We start from the raw sequence: 16,742 nt of genomic DNA, 5'->3' as shown, positions 1-16,742 counted from the left end.
AAATAAAAGATATGAGTTTTGTAATTGGACAACGCTGGATCAGTGAAAGCGAAAGTAGTCTAGGACTAGGAATTATAACAGCAATAGATAATCGCACAGTGACGGTGATGTTCCCTGCAGCTGATGAACAGCGAGTATATGCAATCGATGTTGCACCGTTAACCCGTGTGACTTTCAAAAAAGGCGATACCGTAACCAGTGAAGAAGGCTGGATGCTTGAAATCACCGATTTAATGGTTAATCAAGATGTAATCATTTATTTTGGGATCCGTAGCGACACCAACGAAGAAACCGTATTAGCGGAAATGCGATTAGATCATAAAATCAGTTTTAGTCGCCCACAAGATCGTCTGTTTACTGCTCAAATTGATCGTAGCGATCGTTTTGCGTTACGCTATCGTTCGTTACAACATCAACAAGCTCAATACCTTTCCCCGCTACGTGGAATGCGTGGCATTCGTGCCAGTTTAATTCCGCACCAATTACATATCGCCAAAGAGGTCGGTAAACGTCTTGCCCCTCGTGTATTATTAGCAGATGAAGTAGGGTTAGGTAAAACCATTGAAGCGGGAATGATTTTACAACAGCAACTTTTTTCAAGCCGTGTAAACCGTGTTTTAGTGCTAGTGCCTGAAAGTTTACAACATCAATGGCTGGTGGAAATGCTACGTCGTTTTAACTTGAAATTTTCACTGTTTGATGAAGAACGTTGTGGCGACTTCTTCGATGAAGAAATGGGCGTAGAACTTAATCCTTTTGAAAGTGAATCTTTAGTGATTGCCTCAATTAACTGGTTAGAAAAATCGCCTAAACGTTCAAAACAAGTACTTGAAGCTGAGTGGGATATTTTAATTGTTGATGAAGCCCATCACTTAGAATGGAATAATGAAAAGCCAAGCGTAGCGTATCAATTCGTTGAACAGCTTTCTGCACAAGTGCCATCGGTATTATTACTTACCGCCACCCCTGAACAATTAGGGCAAGAGAGCCATTTTGCACGCTTAAAATTACTGGATAGCGACCGTTTCTACGATTATCAAGCCTTTGTACAAGAACAGGCACAATATCAACCTGTGGCAAGTGCGGTTAATACCTTATTGAATGATCAACCTTTAAGTACACAAGAGCAAAATAGCATCAGCGATTTATTGCCAGAAGAAGACGTTGAGCCAATGTTCCGCATTATCAACGCCAAAGATTGCGATAAAGAACAGCAAACCGCAGTTCGCCAAGAGTTAATCAAAGAACTTATCGACCGTCACGGCACAAGCCGAGTGTTATTCCGTAATACACGAGCTGGCGTAAAAGGCTTCCCACATCGTGTGTTCAACCAAATTACGGTGGCAATGCCAGAGATTTATCAACACATCGTTGATGATTTAATCGAGCCAAGCCTTGAAGAATTACTTTACCCTGAAAATATCTTGCTCAATGATGATCCAGAAGCTAAATGGGGCGAACTTGACACTCATATCGAATGGTTAATTTCATTCTTGCAACAACACCGTGATGAAAAAATCTTTGTGATTTGTAAACACGCCAATACAGCGATTGAGCTTGAACAAATCCTCCGAGAAAAAGAAGCAATCCGTTGTGCGGTATTCCACGAGAGAATGTCGATTGTGGAACGTGATCGTGCGTCGGCTTACTTTGCTCAGCAAGAAGAAGGGGCGAATGTCTTAATCAGTTCAAGTATCGGTTCAGAAGGGCGTAACTTCCAATTTGCACACCATTTAGTGCTGTTTAATTTACCAGATAACCCTGATTTATTAGAGCAAAGTATCGGACGTTTAGACCGTATCGGACAGCGTTGTGATATTCAAATTTTCGTGCCTTGTTTTGAAAATTCTGCCCAAGCACGCTTAACCCAGTGGTATCACGAAGGATTAAATGCCTTTGAAGAAACTTGCCCAATGGGAAGTGCGATTTTTGCAGAATTTAAACAAAATCTGACCGCTTATTTACAAAATCCAACCCAAGATGGCTTTGAAGATTTATTAAATCAAACCAAACAACGTCAGCAACAGCTTAAATTAGAGCTAGAAACAGGACGTGATCGCCTATTAGAAATCAACTCAAACGGCGGCGATGAAGCCCAACAATTAGCCCTTGATATTGCCTCAGAAGATAACTCGCCAGAGCTTGTGAGCTTTATTTTGCACCTGTTTGATATTATCGGCTTAGAGCAAGAAGATTTAGGCGAGCAAAGTATCGTCATCAAACCAACAGGGCATATGGTTGTGCCTGATTTTCCAGGATTATCAGAAGAAGGGAACACTGTTACCTTTAACCGTGATCTTGCCCTAATGCGAGAAGAAATCGAGTTCTTAACGTGGGATCATCCAATGGTGCGTAATGGTATCGATCTAATTACCTCAGGGGACATCGGTAAAACCGCCATTTCTCTGCTTATAAATAAACACTTACCAGCAGGCACACTGTTGCTTGAAGCGATTTATGTGGTTGAAGCCCAAGCACCAAAATCCTTGCAATTAACTCGTTTCTTACCACCAACCCCAGTGCGTATTTTAGTGGATAAAAACGGCAAAAATATGGCAGAGCAAGTGTCGTTCTTTGGGCTTGAAAAACAGTTAAAACCATTGAAAAAACAGATGGCAAATAAAATTGTGAAAATGGCACGCAATGACATTGAAAACTTAATCAAATTAAGTGAACAGGCGATCGTCAGCCAAGCACAATCATTGATTGACGAGGCGAAACACAATGCCGATCAAACCCTAACCGCTGAATTGCACCGTTTAACCTCACTTCAAGCGGTTAATAAAAATATCCGTGCCGATGAAGTGCAAGCGTTAGAGCAAATCAGAGAGCAGTCTCTGGCTGAATTAGAGCAAGCAAACTGGCGTTTAGACAGCCTGCGTGTGATTGTCAGCAACCAAGGGTAAGATGAAGAATGGCATTGATCGAATACAATCCCCCACTCGAACCTTATTTAGAAGAAGTGTACCGTGATGATTACATCACGGTTATCAACAAACCAAGCGGACTGCTTTCTGTTCCGGGTGCAAGACCAGAATATCAAGACAGTGCGACTTTTCGAGTGTTGCAAAAATACAAATTCGCCCAGCCAGTACACCGTTTAGATATGGCAACAAGCGGGCTAATTTTATTCGCATTAAGCAAAAATGCAGAAAAAGAACTCAAACGCCAATTCCGAGACCGTGAACCGGAAAAGCATTATCAAGCATTATTATGGGGAAAATTTGGGGAAGTCGGCGAGACAGGGACAATCAGCTATCCACTGATCTGCGACTGGGAAAACCGCCCACGCCAAAAAATTTGCTACGAACGTGGCAAACAAGCGGTCACATTTTATGAAGTTCTTGCACATTACCCAAATAACACCACAAGGGTTAAACTCACGCCCCACACTGGGCGTTCACACCAATTGCGATTGCACTCTCTCGCACTCGGACACCCAATTATCGGCGATAAGTTTTATGCTAATCCCTTAGCTAAAAGCCTCTCCCCAAGATTGTGCCTTCACGCCCAAATGCTGACGATTACCCACCCCGTCACAGGGGAAAGAATGCAATTTGAGAGTGACGTGCCGTTTTAGAATTTGTACCGTAACGTCAAGGCACCCTTGACGAATAAATACATAATAATTAAATTGAACAGGGCATACCCTATTCCTACTGTTCGATGTAACCTAAACTGCGTAATGCTCGTTCATCATCTGCCCAGCCTGCTTTCACTTTAACCCAAAGTTCTAAATAGACTTTAGCATCGAATAAACGTTCCATATCGTGACGAGCTTCTGTACCCACTGTTTTAATTCGGCTTCCACCATTTCCAATGACCATTTTTTTCTGACCATCACGTTCCACTAAAATTAAACCGTTGATTTCATAAATACCACGTTCATTAATATTAAATTTTTCAATCTCTACAGTCACTGAATAAGGTAATTCTTCACCTAAAAAACGCATTAATTTTTCACGGATAATTTCTGATGCCATAAAACGTTGTGAGCGGTCTGTGACGTATTCTTCTGGAAAATGATGAATACCCTCACGTAATGATTTTCTAACAATACTTTTTAACGCATTAACATTTTTTCCACGTTCTGCTGAAATAGGTAAAATGTCTTTAAAATCAAATTTTTGAGAAAGTTCTGTAATATGAGGAAGTAAAATTTCTTTATCTTTAATATTATCTACTTTATTTATCGCCAATACCACTGGAGCTTTCGTCGCACGAAGTTTATTTAATACCATTTCATCATCATCATTCCATTTTGTGCCTTCAACCACGAAAATGACTAAATCCACATCACTAATTGCACTACTTGCGGCTTTGTTCATTAAACGGTTAATAGCACGTTTCTCTTCAATATGAAGCCCTGGTGTATCAACATAAACAGCTTGATACTGTTCTTCTGTATGAATACCTAAAATACGATGACGAGTCGTTTGTGCCTTACGAGAGGTAATAGAGACTTTTTGCCCTAAAATCTTGTTTAAAAGGGTGGATTTACCTACATTTGGTCGTCCTACAATAGCAATAAATCCACAATATGTTTTTGTTTGAGTTTCTGTCATTTTATTTCTTCTATAAATAATTATTTTTTTAATTTTAGCATTTCAATTACTTGATTTGCTGCATTTTGTTCCGCTTTACGGCGACTTGTTCCAGTACCAATAAATTCTTGATCTAAATTTTGAATTTTACAGAGCACTTTAAACGTTTGATTATGTGCCTGCCCTTTAATATCAAAAACTTCATAACTTGGTAGTGATAATTTTCTACCTTGTAAATATTCTTGTAAACGTGTTTTTGGATCTTTTTGTGCATCTCCTGGTGAAATTTCATCGAGTAATGCACTGTACCAATCCCATACTCGTTCAACAACTTTATCCATATTCTTTTCAGAATCAAGAAAAATGGCAGCAATAATCGCCTCCACACAGTCTGATAAAATAGAGTCTCGACGAGCCCCCCCACTTTTCAACTCACCTGATCCTAATTTTAGGTATTCCCCTAAATTAAACTTACGGGCAATAATGGCTAAGGTTTTTTCACGCACCAAGGTGGCTCGCATTCGGCTCAATTCTCCTTCTTGAGATTGAGGGAATTTATTATATAACGCATAGCCAATCGCAAAATTTAAAATTGAATCACCTAAAAATTCTAAGCGTTCATTATTTTTAGCACCTGCACTTCTATGTGTTAGAGCTTGTTTCAAATTGTCAATATTTTCAAATTGATAACCTAACTGCTTTTGTAATTGTTCTAATTTCATTTTACCTTTATGTCTTCCTATAATAAGGGTTATTTAATTTTAGTGAAAAATCTGTTCCATCTTAATCCCGTTGGGTATTTATCTTGTTTTTTGTCTAAACTTAGCCAAATAAATACCGCTTTACCCACTATATTTTTTTCTGGTACAAAACCCCAAAAGCGACTATCTTGACTATTATCACGATTGTCTCCCATCACAAAATAATGCCCTTGTGGTACTTTCCATTCACCATCTGCCATCCCCTCTTGTTTAAAATAATAAGGTTCATAATTAAATGCTTGTGGGTTATTTAAAATTTGATGAGTTATGTCTCCCTGCTCTGTTCTTTCAAGTTGCATAGTGCCATAATAAAAGAACTCAGGATTTGGTGTTCCGCCACTATATTTAAATACGTGTTTTTCTTCCCCTGACTTTTTATCGTGAATAACAGTTAATTGACGAGTCAAAGCATCAAACTTAACGGTGTCCCCACCTACTCCTACAACACGTTTAATATAATCAACATTTGGTTGTGGTGGTGCTTTAAATACAATGATATCCCCACGCTTAGGATGTCCTGTTTCAATTAAAGTATTTTGCCAAATTGGATCTTTAATACCATAAGCAAATTTTTCAACTAAAAGAAAATCGCCTACCCGCAAAGTTGGTTCCATTGAACCAGACGGAATTTGAAAAGGCTCAAAAATAAAAGAACGGAAAATAGTGACTATAGTTAAAACACCAAATAATGAGGCTAAAAATTCGCCTATCATTGATTTTGGTAAAATTGCCTGCTTTTGTTCTTCCGTTAAAGTTGTCCCTAATCGAGTTTCTTCTTGTGTAATTCTAGCTTGACGGCGAGGGGATAAAATAAATGTGTAATAGCACCAAAAAGCACCACAAATCACCACTAATCCAACAAGTATAATTGATATTGTATTAGGAAGTTGCAACGCATCTAACCCTAACCAAACTCCATATAAAACAACAAGAAAAACAATGAGAAAAAGGTTTTCCATTAAAAATAATCTCCTAAAATTTCAAGTGACGGCGATTTTGTAAAAAATAAATAAAATCTTACCGCTATAACCGAACTATTGTACGTTATTTTTGACCTTAGAGAAACATTAGCGTTCATTTTATATTGTGCTAATCTAAAAATAAGTATTATATAAATAACAAAATATCCTCTAATCTTCTCTATCAGATAGATATTATACTACGCTCTTTTCTGCAAATTTTTTATTTAATGTCACCGCCTACCCTACTCATTTCTAGCCAATTTGTTTTTTTTAACGTAGAATAATGAATATTTTCAATTTTCAATAGGTTTTCTCTGTGAAAAAACGTGATTATATTCGCCCTCAAAAAAAAGTAGCTAATAATAAGAAAAATATTATTATCGCCTCAGTTGTTGTAATTCTACTTTTTGCAATCGCATTACTTTGGTTTTTAAAAGAAAAAGCACCAATACAACCTGTTATCCCTATAATATCTCAAAAATCAGAAAACATTCCATCATTGCCGAGTTATCCTGAAAAAAGTTATAGCTATATCAAAGAGTTACAAACTCACGAAATTTCAATTGATAATAGTGAAGCAGCATTAACTGAACAAGCTAAATTAAGTAAGGCTCAGCAGACTCTTTTAAAAGAGAGACAATTACTAGAAATAGAAAAGGAAGAAAAAAGAAATTCTACAGTTCAAAAGGTTCAACAGGCTCAAGCATTAGATAAGCTTATTTTAGAAAAGTCTCAGCCAAAAACACAGGATAAAAAAAATAAAATAGTGAAACAATTTGGTATTCAGTGTGGTGCATTTAAAAATAAAGCTCAAGCAGAAAATATGTATGCGAGACTTACTATGGCAGGATTTGAACCACAAATTACAACCAACTCTGGTTGGAATCGTGTAATTGTAGGACCTTTGGGTAATCGTGATGCAGCAAATAAAGCAATGAAAAAAGCGGGAAAAGTAGCAGATTGTTTGGTTATCGGAATGTAATATTATAGACTCATACATAAACCCCATAATTTGTATTAAATTATGGGGTTTAATCTTATTTAATGTGCAACATTTTCTTCAAGTTGTTTAAAATATTTCACTGTTTTTACTTTAAGCTCTTGCGTTGCTGGTTCATCACAAACCACTACGGCTCTTCTATGCATCTGCAAGCTACTTACCGTCCATAAATGATTAATTGGTCCTTCAACACAAGCCTGTAGAGCTAAGGCTTTATTATAACCTGTTACAAGTAATAGAACCTCTTCAGCATCCAGCAAGGTATTTACCCCTATTGTTAATGCAAATTTAGGTACTTTGTTAATATCATCATCAAAAAAACGAGAATTTGCAATAAGGGTGTCTTCCGTTAATGTTTTAATTCGAGTATAGGATGAAAGTGAAGATGCAGGTTCATTAAAAGCAATATGACCATCAACCCCAACGCCTCCCATAAAAAGATGAATTTTACCATAAGAACGAATTTTTTCTTCGTACTCTTGGCATTCTTTATCAACATCCTGTGCCATTCCATCTAGAATATGGACATTGTCAGGATTAATATCAATATGCTTGAAGAAGTTTTCAAACATAAAGTAGTGGTAACTTTGAGGATGCTCTTTTGGTAATCCCACATATTCATCCATATTAAAAGTCACCACATTTTTGAAACTCACTTTACCCGCTTGATAATATTCAATCAGTTTATTATAAGTTTTTAACGGTGTGCCTCCCGTTGGTAAACCTAATACAAATGGTTTTTCTGCTGTTGGATTAAATTGATTAATGCGATCAACAATATATTTTGCAGACCACTCGCTCACTTCTTCACTGGTTGTTAAGGGTATTAATCTCATAATTTTTCCTTTTTAGTAATTTATTTTATTTTAGTACGCTGTTTCAAAATAACATCTAATGTTTTTTGCTTATTCTTTGTGGCGTTTTTCTCATCTTCTTTCACAATTAACATATAGAGTAAATCTAATACAAATAATTGTGCAATTTTAGTCCGAAGAGAATCACCTTGCAACTGCCCCTGTTTATTTCCGTTAATCAATACTAAATCTGAAACTTTAGTAATTGGAGAACGTAAATTATGCGTAAGAGCAACCGTTTTTGCACCATTTTCCTTAGCTATAGTAAGGGCTTGTACAATTTCTTGCGAAAATCCAGAGTGACTAATACCAATAACCACATCTTTATCATTCATTAATGCTGCTTGCATATACATAAAATGATTATTTGTAATAGCATCAACGGGAAGACCAATTCGCATAAATTTAGTTTTTGCGTCTTCTGCACTTAATCCTGAAGTCCCGACACCAAACAAAAAAATTCGTTTTGCTCTCTGTAATACTTTTACTACTCTCTCTAATTCTTCAAAGTCTAAAAGATTAATTGTCTCTTCCGTCACTCGGTTAATATTATTTTGTAACTTCTTTGCAATTTCAAAATAAGAATCTTTTGCACAAACATCTTCTTCAAAGATGATATTTTTTTCTTTAATTTTTGTTGCTAATTCAATAGCCAAAGCTAACTTAAAATCAGTAAATCCTTTAAAACCTAAAGTTCGACAAAAACGAATAAAAGTAGCCTCGCCAATATTCAAAATATCAGCAATTTCAGATAACGAACATTGTGCTAACTGCTCTGGTGTATGTAGTAAAGTATCCGCTATACGTTTTTCTGTTTTTGTTAAACTGTTATATAGCGAACTAATAATATCCAAAATATTACTGCTAACCATTGATTTTTCTCTACAATTTTATACGAATGACGATTAAGATTAAATAATTTTTGAAGTGTTACTTATTTTATGGATAGTTGAAGTGGAGTCAATTAATCAAAAACAGAAGTGTGATCTAGATCACTTTTATTTGCAAAAAATGACTAAAATGTTACCGCTTAAAATACTATTGTAGAGGCATAATACTATGCCTCTACAAATTCCAAAGATAAAACTACTCCTCTTTAGCTTTAACACGCACACCCAATTCCGCCAACGCTTGTGGATTTGCAAAGCTTGGTGCTTCGGTCATTAAACAAGACGCTGTGGTTGTTTTAGGGAATGCGATGACATCACGAATATTTTCTGTGCCTGTCAGTAGCATTGTTAAACGGTCTAAACCAAAAGCTAAACCTGCGTGTGGTGGTGTACCATATTTTAATGCTTCAAGTAAGAAACCAAATTTTTCTTTTTGATCTTGCTCTGAAAGACCTAACAGATTAAATACCGCTTGTTGCATTTCAGGTCTGAAAATACGCACTGAACCGCCGCCCACTTCGTAACCGTTGATTACCATATCATACGCGTTCGCTACCGCACCTTTTGGATCTTTCATCAACTCTTCTGCGGTTAAATCGCGTGGTGAAGTGAATGGGTGGTGCATTGCTGACCAGTTACCTTCATCATCTTTTTCAAACATTGGGAAGTCAATAACCCAAAGTGGTTTCCATTCGTCTAATTTGGTTAATTCTAAATCACGTCCTACTTTTAAGCGTAATGCCCCCATTGCGTCGGTCACAATATTTGCTTTATCTGCACCGAAGAAAATGATATCGCCATTTTGTGCATTGGTTCTTTCAAGTAAGCCTTTAACCACGTCTTCATTTAAGAATTTAGCGACTGGACTTTGTAAACCTTCAAGTCCTGCTGCAACGTCATTGACTTTTGCCCACGCTAAGCCTTTTGCACCATAAATGCCGACAAATTTAGTGTAATCATCAATATTTTTACGGGTTAAGCTCGCCCCATTTGGTACACGAAGTACGGCTACTCGTCCATCTTCATCGTTCGCAGGACCGCTAAATACTTTGAAATCAACGTCTTTCACTAAATCCGCTACGTCCACTAATTCTAATGGGTTACGTAAATCTGGTTTATCTGAACCGTAACGACGCATTGCTTCTTCAAAAGTCATAATTGGGAAATCACCAAGATCCACATTTAAACGATCTAACCATAAGCCACGAATCATTTTTTCCATCACTGCACGCACTTCTTCGGCAGTCATAAAGCTGGTTTCCACATCGATTTGGGTAAATTCAGGCTGACGATCCGCTCGTAAATCTTCATCACGGAAACATTTTACGATTTGGTAATAACGGTCAAACCCCGACATCATCAACAACTGTTTGAATAGCTGTGGCGATTGTGGAAGGGCGTAGAATTTACCGTTATGCACACGGCTTGGTACTAAATAATCTCTCGCACCTTCAGGGGTTGCTTTAGTTAGCATTGGGGTTTCAATATCTAAGAAACCGTTGTCATCCATAAAACGACGTACAAAGCTGGTAATTTTAGCACGTGCTTTGAAACGCTCAGCGATTTCAGGACGACGTAAATCTAAATAACGGAATTTTAAACGCTGTTCTTCACTGTTGTTTTGGTTAAAATCTAACGGTAAATTAGCTGCATTGTTATAGACTTCTAACTCTTTGACTAAAACTTCGATTTCGCCCGTTGCCATTTCTTTATTGATTTGACTTTCATCACGAGCAATCACATCGCCTTGAATTTTCACACAAGCTTCGTTACGTAAACTTGACGCTTGTTTGAAAAGTGCTTCATTTTCTTTATCAAAAAATACTTGCACAATACCTTCTCGGTCACGAATTTGTACAAAAATAAATTGCCCTAAGTTGCGTACACGATGTACCCAACCACTTAAAGTTACACTTTGCCCAACGTGGCTGGCATTTAATTGCCCACAATAATGAGAACGCATCATAAAAATTATTCCTTTTAAATTAAAAATTAAGTCAGATAACTAAGTTATATAGTTATGATTATAACGGAAAAGCGGTAAGATTTAAGGGAAAATTTGCAAATTTATAGGGATTTTAATGAATTTTTTATTTTAACTAGAATTAGTTATACTGCCATTTTGTAAAAAAGTCTGTTTTTATAAAAAACCAACGATTTAAATTGTAGCGACAAAGCATCCTTTGTCGAATAAATACATCGTTTTGTAGTTTATTAAAATTTTTTCATCAATGTATGCATTAACGCTACATTTTGGGAATATTTTAAATATATAGCTAAAGTAAATCTTATGTCATAATATTTTATAGTCTATTTGTTCATACGGAGATTTTTTATGGATATTAAAAAGTTAATTATTCCTACGATCGCAGCATTAACTATCGGTTATCTAAGTTACTATTACAGTAATTATTATAAACAAGATAAAGTTTCAGATATAGGAAATCAGATTATTGGGCAATGGGATTGTAATCTGCATATTGGAGCAAAAAATGGCAATGTAAAATTTCAATATAACTTTAAAGAAGATCATTCTTTTTCAAATATCATCTCTCTTGCTATATTTAGTAACCCAAATAAATATTATTCCATTAAGGTAACAGGTCATTTTCAAGCTGAAAAAGAAAATTTACGCTTAAATGAAGAAGCTTGTGAGGTTGTAAATCGTAGTACAGATACACAATATACTCCATCTAATATAGAAGAAAAATTATCAGGCTGTGAAAACAATACTTCATCAGATAATGCAAGTGTATTTCCTGTGCTTTCTCTCAATGATACTGAAATGTCATTAAAAGCTACCCCAAAAGGAAGGTGGATTTGTGAGAAGATAAAATAAACTTTATGACTCAAATGTAGATACTATTAAGAAAACAAGCGGTAACATTTCAATAAAAATTGACAAATTGCAAAATTTTATAAAAATCTCACCGCTTAAATAAAAAAATGGTGACCAATTTAATCGATCACCATTATTGATTTTGTTACTCGGAAAATTACGGCATTATCAAATTAGGAATAAAGGTAATAATTTGAGGGAAGATCGTAATCAACACAAGGGTAATAAATATTGGAATAATAAATGGAATTACCCCTTTAGTTACCGTTGATACCGTCATATTTCCGACTCGAGCCACCACAAACAATGCCATTCCCATTGGTGGTGTTAAGATACCAATCATCATATTTAATGTCGTCAAAACTCCGAAGAAGACAAGATCGATTCCAAAATGAATCGCAATTGGAATAAGCATTGGTAATACTAGGAATTGCAACGCCAAAGCATCAATAAACATACCTAGAAATAGCAATAGCAAGTTTATCATCACTAATACACCAAGTTGAGAATCTGCTACTGCAACAAAAATTTCTGCAATTCTCATCGCTACTTGTTCACGTGCAATCATATCTCCAAAGAAAGTAACGGTCATCACCATTAGTACTGTTACCCCTGTGATTGCTATGGTTTCAATACAACCTTCAAAAAGAATTTTTAAGGTTAACTCTTTATAAACAAAGAACCCAATAATCATTGAATATAAGGCTGCAATTACTGCTGCTTCTGTTGGTGTAAAATAACCTGAGAAAATACCGCCAATAATGATAATTGGGGTTAAAATTGCCCAAATAGCACTTTTAAACGCTTCCCAACGCTCTTTCTGACTAGCTTTAGGTGTTGGTTTATAACCACGCTTTTTAGACACAAAGTAGTTCATTATCATCAAAGCGATAGTAATCAATACGCCTGGTACAAAACCTGCAACGAAAAGTTTTGCAATAGATTCATTGGCAATTACACCATAAATAATCATTGCAATAGACGGCGGTACAAGAGGACCGATAATACAAGATGCTGCAGTGATCCCACCACAAATGTCATCATCATAACCCGCATCTCGCATTGCTTTAATTTCAAGTTGCCCTAAGCCTCCTGCATCTGCAAGTGCTGACCCAGACATTCCTGAAAAAATTAAACTTGCTCCAATATTTACGTGCCCCATACCACCAATATGATGACCTAACATTGCTTTGGCAAAATGGAATATTCTTTCTGTAATTCCCCCTGTATTCATTAATACACCAGTAAGAATAAAGAAAGGCACGGATAATAAAGTAAAACTGTTCAAGCTATCAATCAGTTTTGGTGCAGCATCTAAAACAATTTCCCAACGTGTAAGAGAAAAATAAACCACACTTGAGATAAAGAGAGACCAACCTACTGGCACACCTAAGAACATTATGATTAGCCAAAAGATCAGTGCAACATAAACGGCATCTTCACCAAAATCAACATATTGTTGAAAATCTAAAAATGAGAAAATATCAGGTGTTACTACAATAAGAGAAAGTACCAATACACTGATAAGAATAAAAAAGGTACCTGAAATATAAGAAATATTATGTTTAACATTTTGATATTGAATTTCAATAAATCGGATAAGTACTAAAATAGATAAAAATGGCAATGGAGCATAAAGCCATTTTTCGCTAATCCCTAAATCATCTAAGGTAAAAAACGCATCATTAAAGACATAAAATCCAAATTTAATAAATAGAATTAAACAAACCCAAATAATGAATTGAGTACAGGTATAAGTAATTTTACGTACCCTTTCAGACATAAAGTTAGTAATAAAATCAATAAAAATATGCTGTTGTTTTTTTACACCTATACTAATTCCAAGCAAAGAAGCATAAGTAAAAATTAAACGAGATAACTCTTCTGTTCCCACAATTGGCACATTAAAAAGACGAGAAATGATTTGTACCAATAAAATACCAAAAATTACAAGTAATAAGAATGCTCCCGTATATTCTTCTAATTTTTTTATTAAGTTCATAATATCTCCGAGATAAAATCATAAATAAAAGCAATCCCCATCGAAGTGAAGATTGCTTATAAATGCATCGTTAAAATTTTTAAATTATTTTAATTTAAGAATTTCTTCAATCGCTTTTTTACCTTCTTCACCTTGTGCTTTGATATACTCATCATAGAATGGTTTCATCGCATTTTGGAAAGGTTTAGTATCTGGATAAGTAACTTTAATACCTTTAGCTTTAAATGATTCTACAAGTTTTTGCTCATCACCTTGGAATAACTCAGTGTGATATTTAGCCGCTTTAACTGCAGCATCTTTCACAACTTTTTGTAAATCTGCTGGTAATTTATGCATTGTTTTACTACTTGCAAGATACAATTGGTCATTTAAAATGTGATTAGTCATTGCTAAATAAGGTTGAACCTCATAGAATTTTTTCGCATCAATTAATGATAATGGATTTTCTTGAGCATCCACTGCATTAGTTTGTAATGCTAAATAAACTTCAGAGAAAGCCATTGAAACTACGCTTGCACCAGTATATTTACCATAGGCTTTATTTGCTGGAGCACCTGGTACACGAAGTTTTAACCCTTTCATATCTTCAATAGAATTAATTGCTCGGTTTGAAGTTGTTTGACGAGTTCCATTATAACCATCTGCCAACACTGTAATTCCAAGTTTTTTGTTAATTTTTTTCAATAAACCTTGACCAAATTCAGTCTCAAAAACAGCTTTTTTAGAAGTTTCAAAATCTTTGAAAAGGTAAGGGAGTGCAAATACTTGTGCCTCTTCAAATCCTGGGAAAGAAGCGAAACGACCAGATTCAGCAAAAGTGAAATCTAAGCGACCTTTTGAAAGTGATTTCATCATTTTCAAGTCATTACCAAGAACACCATCTGCTAGTAATTTAACTTCAATTTTTCCTTTTGAATTTTTTGCGACTTCATCTGCAAATAATTTTGCTGCTTTATATTCATTAGAATTTGTACCTGCTTGCATACCAAATTGCAGATCATAATCTGCAGCAAATGCAGTACCAACAAAACCAGCACATAATGCAACTAATAATGATTTTTTAAATTTCATTTGTATTTCTCCTTATGGGTTAATGACAGTGCTATTCTATAAACAAAAAATTCATTTTTAAACACAAAAATGAATTTTTATTTCAAAATTGAGAGGTTCATCACAAAATAAAAAATAGATTAGTCGAAATTATAAAAATTCACTACCTTTTTTAAAAGAATTTTATATATAATATGAAGTAATTATTTTTTAGAATAGAAAATTATGGAGTTATAATGTCAAAATTAATAGATAACCCTGTTTTAGCCCAAATCAAATATGGATTAATCGCTTCTTGCCAACCCGTTGATGATGGTCCAATGGATTCACCAGAAATTGTTGCCGCAATGGCTCAAGCCTCAGTAATTGGTGGAGCAAAAGGAATTCGTATTGAAGGCGTTGAAAATCTTAAAGCTGTACGTAAAGTGGTTGATGTGCCAATTATTGGAATTATAAAAAGAGATTTGCCTGATAGCCCTGTGCGAATCACCCCTTTCTTAGAAGATATTGAAGAACTCGCAAAAGCGGGGGCAGATATTATCGCTGTTGATGGTACAAACCGTCCTCGTCCAGTTGAAATTGAGCAAGCTATCAAAAAAATCAAAGAAGTGGGCTGTTTAGCAATGGCGGATTGCTCCAATCTTGAAGAAGGCTTGCATTGTCAGCAACTAGGTTTTGATATTGTGGGCAGTACGATGTCTGGCTACACAGGGGGCGAAATTCCAAAAGAACCTGATTATCAACTTGTTAAAGATCTCAATGCGGCAGGTTGCTTTGTGATGGGTGAAGGACGTTATAATACCCCTGAATTAGCAAGAAGTGCCATCGAAGCAGGGGCGCATTGTGTCACAGTAGGTTCAGCGTTAACCAGACTAGAACATATTGTAAGTTGGTTTGCTGATGAAATTAAATTAGCAAATAAATAATTTATAACAAAATATAAGGATAGTTTATGCGTTGTCTTGCGATAGATATTGGTGGCACAAAAATTGCCTCGGCACTGGTTGAAAATAATGAAATTAGTCAGCGTCAGCAAGTGGCGACACCAACGAAAAATGTTAGTGTAGAGATGCAAAAGACCTTAGCCTCTATTGTAGATAGTTACAGAAATCAATTTGATTTTGTGGCGGTTGCCTCAACTGGTATTATCAATAAAGGTATTTTAACAGCACTAAATCCAAAAAATTTAGGGGGATTAGATCAATTCCCACTGAAAAACGCCATTGCAAATCATACAGACAAACCTGTTTTACTATTAAATGATGTGCAAGCAGCTGCTTATGCGGAGTTTCAAAATGAACGTGAAAACGACATTCAAAATTTTGCGTTTATTACCGTATCCACTGGTGTTGGAGGCGGAATTATTTTAGATAAAACCCTGCTCACTGAACCAAATGGAATTGCTGGACATATCGGACACTCACTTGCTGATCCGAATGGCGAAATCTGTGGCTGTGGACGACAAGGCTGTGTGGAGTCTGTGGCATCAGGGCGTGCAATACAAGCTGCAACAGCAAATTGGGAAACACCTTGCTTGCCAAAACAAGTTTTTGAATTATTTAGACAAAATGAACCAAAAGCAACACAAATTATTCATCGCAGTGCAAAAGCGATCGCTAATTTAGTGGCGGATTTGGTTATCAGTTTAGATATACAAAAAATCGTTATCGGAGGAAGTGTTGGACTGGCAGAAGGCTATCTTCCTTTGGTTAAGAACTATATCAATCAAATGCCAAACATTTATTGTTGCGAGATTGAACCTGCTTACTATCAAGGTGATGCAGGGTTAATCGGTGCTGCAAAATGGGGCGAAAATAAATTACAAAATCACTAATATTTG

Annotated in this window: 14 protein-coding genes; 6 read left to right on the top strand and 8 right to left on the bottom strand. The window is 35.8% G+C overall.

Annotated features, from left to right (window positions below):
* Positions 1-11 precede the first annotated feature (11 nt).
* Both rapA and rluA read left to right on the top strand, forming a co-directional pair.
* Positions 12-2,906 (top strand): RNA polymerase-associated protein RapA, encoded by a 2,895-nt coding sequence (gene rapA / locus U9966_RS06190; RefSeq protein WP_306347424.1) that lies wholly within the window; start codon positions 12-14, stop codon positions 2,904-2,906.
* Positions 2,907-2,914: 8 nt separating this feature from the next.
* A complete protein-coding gene (gene rluA, locus U9966_RS06185; RefSeq protein WP_306347423.1) occupies positions 2,915-3,580 on the top strand; it encodes a bifunctional tRNA pseudouridine(32) synthase/23S rRNA pseudouridine(746) synthase RluA in 666 nt (221 codons plus the stop codon).
* Positions 3,581-3,656: 76 nt separating this feature from the next.
* On the opposite strand, the gene era is transcribed toward rluA, so the two are convergent.
* Genes era through lepB form a run of 3 tightly spaced genes read right to left on the bottom strand, consistent with a single transcriptional unit; the run spans position 3,657 to position 6,264 of the window.
* Positions 3,657-4,565, bottom strand: coding sequence for a GTPase Era (gene era / locus U9966_RS06180; protein ID WP_211598814.1), 909 nt, complete (start codon positions 4,563-4,565; stop codon positions 3,657-3,659).
* Positions 4,566-4,585: 20 nt separating this feature from the next.
* A complete protein-coding gene (gene rnc / locus U9966_RS06175; RefSeq protein WP_306347422.1) occupies positions 4,586-5,266 on the bottom strand; it encodes a ribonuclease III in 681 nt (226 codons plus the stop codon).
* A 29-nt stretch (positions 5,267-5,295) separates the two neighbouring features.
* A complete protein-coding gene (gene lepB / locus U9966_RS06170) occupies positions 5,296-6,264 on the bottom strand; it encodes a signal peptidase I (protein ID WP_306347421.1) in 969 nt (322 codons plus the stop codon).
* A 319-nt stretch (positions 6,265-6,583) separates the two neighbouring features.
* On the opposite strand from lepB, the gene U9966_RS06165 reads away from it, so the two are divergent.
* Positions 6,584-7,249: an SPOR domain-containing protein gene (locus U9966_RS06165; RefSeq protein WP_306347420.1), complete on the top strand. Its 666-nt coding sequence runs from the start codon at positions 6,584-6,586 to the stop codon at positions 7,247-7,249.
* 59 nt (positions 7,250-7,308) lie between these two features.
* Here the strand turns inward: U9966_RS06165 and nagB are convergent, their stop codons facing one another.
* From nagB to aspS, 3 genes are all read right to left on the bottom strand, one after another.
* Complete coding sequence (nagB, locus tag U9966_RS06160; protein ID WP_306347419.1) at positions 7,309-8,103, bottom strand: glucosamine-6-phosphate deaminase; 795 nt, start codon at positions 8,101-8,103, stop codon at positions 7,309-7,311.
* 20 nt (positions 8,104-8,123) lie between these two features.
* Complete coding sequence (locus U9966_RS06155) at positions 8,124-8,993, bottom strand: MurR/RpiR family transcriptional regulator (protein WP_306347418.1); 870 nt, start codon at positions 8,991-8,993, stop codon at positions 8,124-8,126.
* A gap of 214 nt (positions 8,994-9,207) precedes the next feature.
* Complete coding sequence (gene aspS, locus U9966_RS06150; protein ID WP_306347417.1) at positions 9,208-10,977, bottom strand: aspartate--tRNA ligase; 1,770 nt, start codon at positions 10,975-10,977, stop codon at positions 9,208-9,210.
* A gap of 369 nt (positions 10,978-11,346) precedes the next feature.
* Between aspS and U9966_RS06145 the strand changes: the two genes are divergently transcribed.
* A complete protein-coding gene (locus tag U9966_RS06145; protein ID WP_306347416.1) occupies positions 11,347-11,850 on the top strand; it encodes a hypothetical protein in 504 nt (167 codons plus the stop codon).
* Between the two features lie 157 nt (positions 11,851-12,007).
* On the opposite strand, the gene U9966_RS06140 is transcribed toward U9966_RS06145, so the two are convergent.
* Both U9966_RS06140 and U9966_RS06135 read right to left on the bottom strand, forming a co-directional pair.
* Complete coding sequence (locus U9966_RS06140) at positions 12,008-13,852, bottom strand: TRAP transporter large permease subunit (RefSeq protein ID WP_306347415.1); 1,845 nt, start codon at positions 13,850-13,852, stop codon at positions 12,008-12,010.
* Between the two features lie 84 nt (positions 13,853-13,936).
* Positions 13,937-14,923 carry a sialic acid TRAP transporter substrate-binding protein SiaP gene (locus tag U9966_RS06135; RefSeq protein WP_306347414.1) on the bottom strand — a complete coding sequence of 329 codons (987 nt, stop codon included), beginning with the start codon at positions 14,921-14,923 and terminating at the stop codon, positions 13,937-13,939.
* A 215-nt stretch (positions 14,924-15,138) separates the two neighbouring features.
* On the opposite strand from U9966_RS06135, the gene U9966_RS06130 reads away from it, so the two are divergent.
* Positions 15,139-15,828 (top strand): N-acetylmannosamine-6-phosphate 2-epimerase, encoded by a 690-nt coding sequence (locus U9966_RS06130; protein ID WP_306347413.1) that lies wholly within the window; start codon positions 15,139-15,141, stop codon positions 15,826-15,828.
* 26 nt (positions 15,829-15,854) lie between these two features.
* Positions 15,855-16,736 carry an N-acetylmannosamine kinase gene (locus U9966_RS06125; protein WP_306347412.1) on the top strand — a complete coding sequence of 294 codons (882 nt, stop codon included), beginning with the start codon at positions 15,855-15,857 and terminating at the stop codon, positions 16,734-16,736.
* The last annotated feature ends 6 nt before the right edge of the window (positions 16,737-16,742 follow it).

Origin of the sequence: Pasteurella atlantica (assembly GCF_963693435.1) — a bacterium.
Lineage (GTDB): Bacteria > Pseudomonadota > Gammaproteobacteria > Enterobacterales > Pasteurellaceae > Phocoenobacter > Phocoenobacter atlanticus.
Note: the sequence above shows the minus strand (reverse complement) of the source record. Positions and strands in the feature narration are given on the sequence as shown.

Bases quoted from the DNA above. Each gene is read 5' to 3' on its own strand.
- rapA (WP_306347424.1), top strand. From the start codon at position 12: ATGAGTTTTGTAATTGGACAACGCTGGATCAGTGAAAGCGAAAGTAGT.
- rluA (WP_306347423.1), top strand. From the start codon at position 2,915: ATGGCATTGATCGAATACAATCCCCCACTCGAACCTTATTTAGAAGAA.
- era (WP_211598814.1), bottom strand. From the start codon at position 4,565: ATGACAGAAACTCAAACAAAAACATATTGTGGATTTATTGCTATTGTA.
- rnc (WP_306347422.1), bottom strand. From the start codon at position 5,266: ATGAAATTAGAACAATTACAAAAGCAGTTAGGTTATCAATTTGAAAAT.
- lepB (WP_306347421.1), bottom strand. From the start codon at position 6,264: ATGGAAAACCTTTTTCTCATTGTTTTTCTTGTTGTTTTATATGGAGTT.
- nagB (WP_306347419.1), bottom strand. From the start codon at position 8,103: ATGAGATTAATACCCTTAACAACCAGTGAAGAAGTGAGCGAGTGGTCT.
- U9966_RS06155 (WP_306347418.1), bottom strand. From the start codon at position 8,993: ATGGTTAGCAGTAATATTTTGGATATTATTAGTTCGCTATATAACAGT.
- aspS (WP_306347417.1), bottom strand. From the start codon at position 10,977: ATGATGCGTTCTCATTATTGTGGGCAATTAAATGCCAGCCACGTTGGG.
- U9966_RS06145 (WP_306347416.1), top strand. From the start codon at position 11,347: ATGGATATTAAAAAGTTAATTATTCCTACGATCGCAGCATTAACTATC.
- U9966_RS06140 (WP_306347415.1), bottom strand. From the start codon at position 13,852: ATGAACTTAATAAAAAAATTAGAAGAATATACGGGAGCATTCTTATTA.
- U9966_RS06135 (WP_306347414.1), bottom strand. From the start codon at position 14,923: ATGAAATTTAAAAAATCATTATTAGTTGCATTATGTGCTGGTTTTGTT.
- U9966_RS06130 (WP_306347413.1), top strand. From the start codon at position 15,139: ATGTCAAAATTAATAGATAACCCTGTTTTAGCCCAAATCAAATATGGA.
- U9966_RS06125 (WP_306347412.1), top strand. From the start codon at position 15,855: ATGCGTTGTCTTGCGATAGATATTGGTGGCACAAAAATTGCCTCGGCA.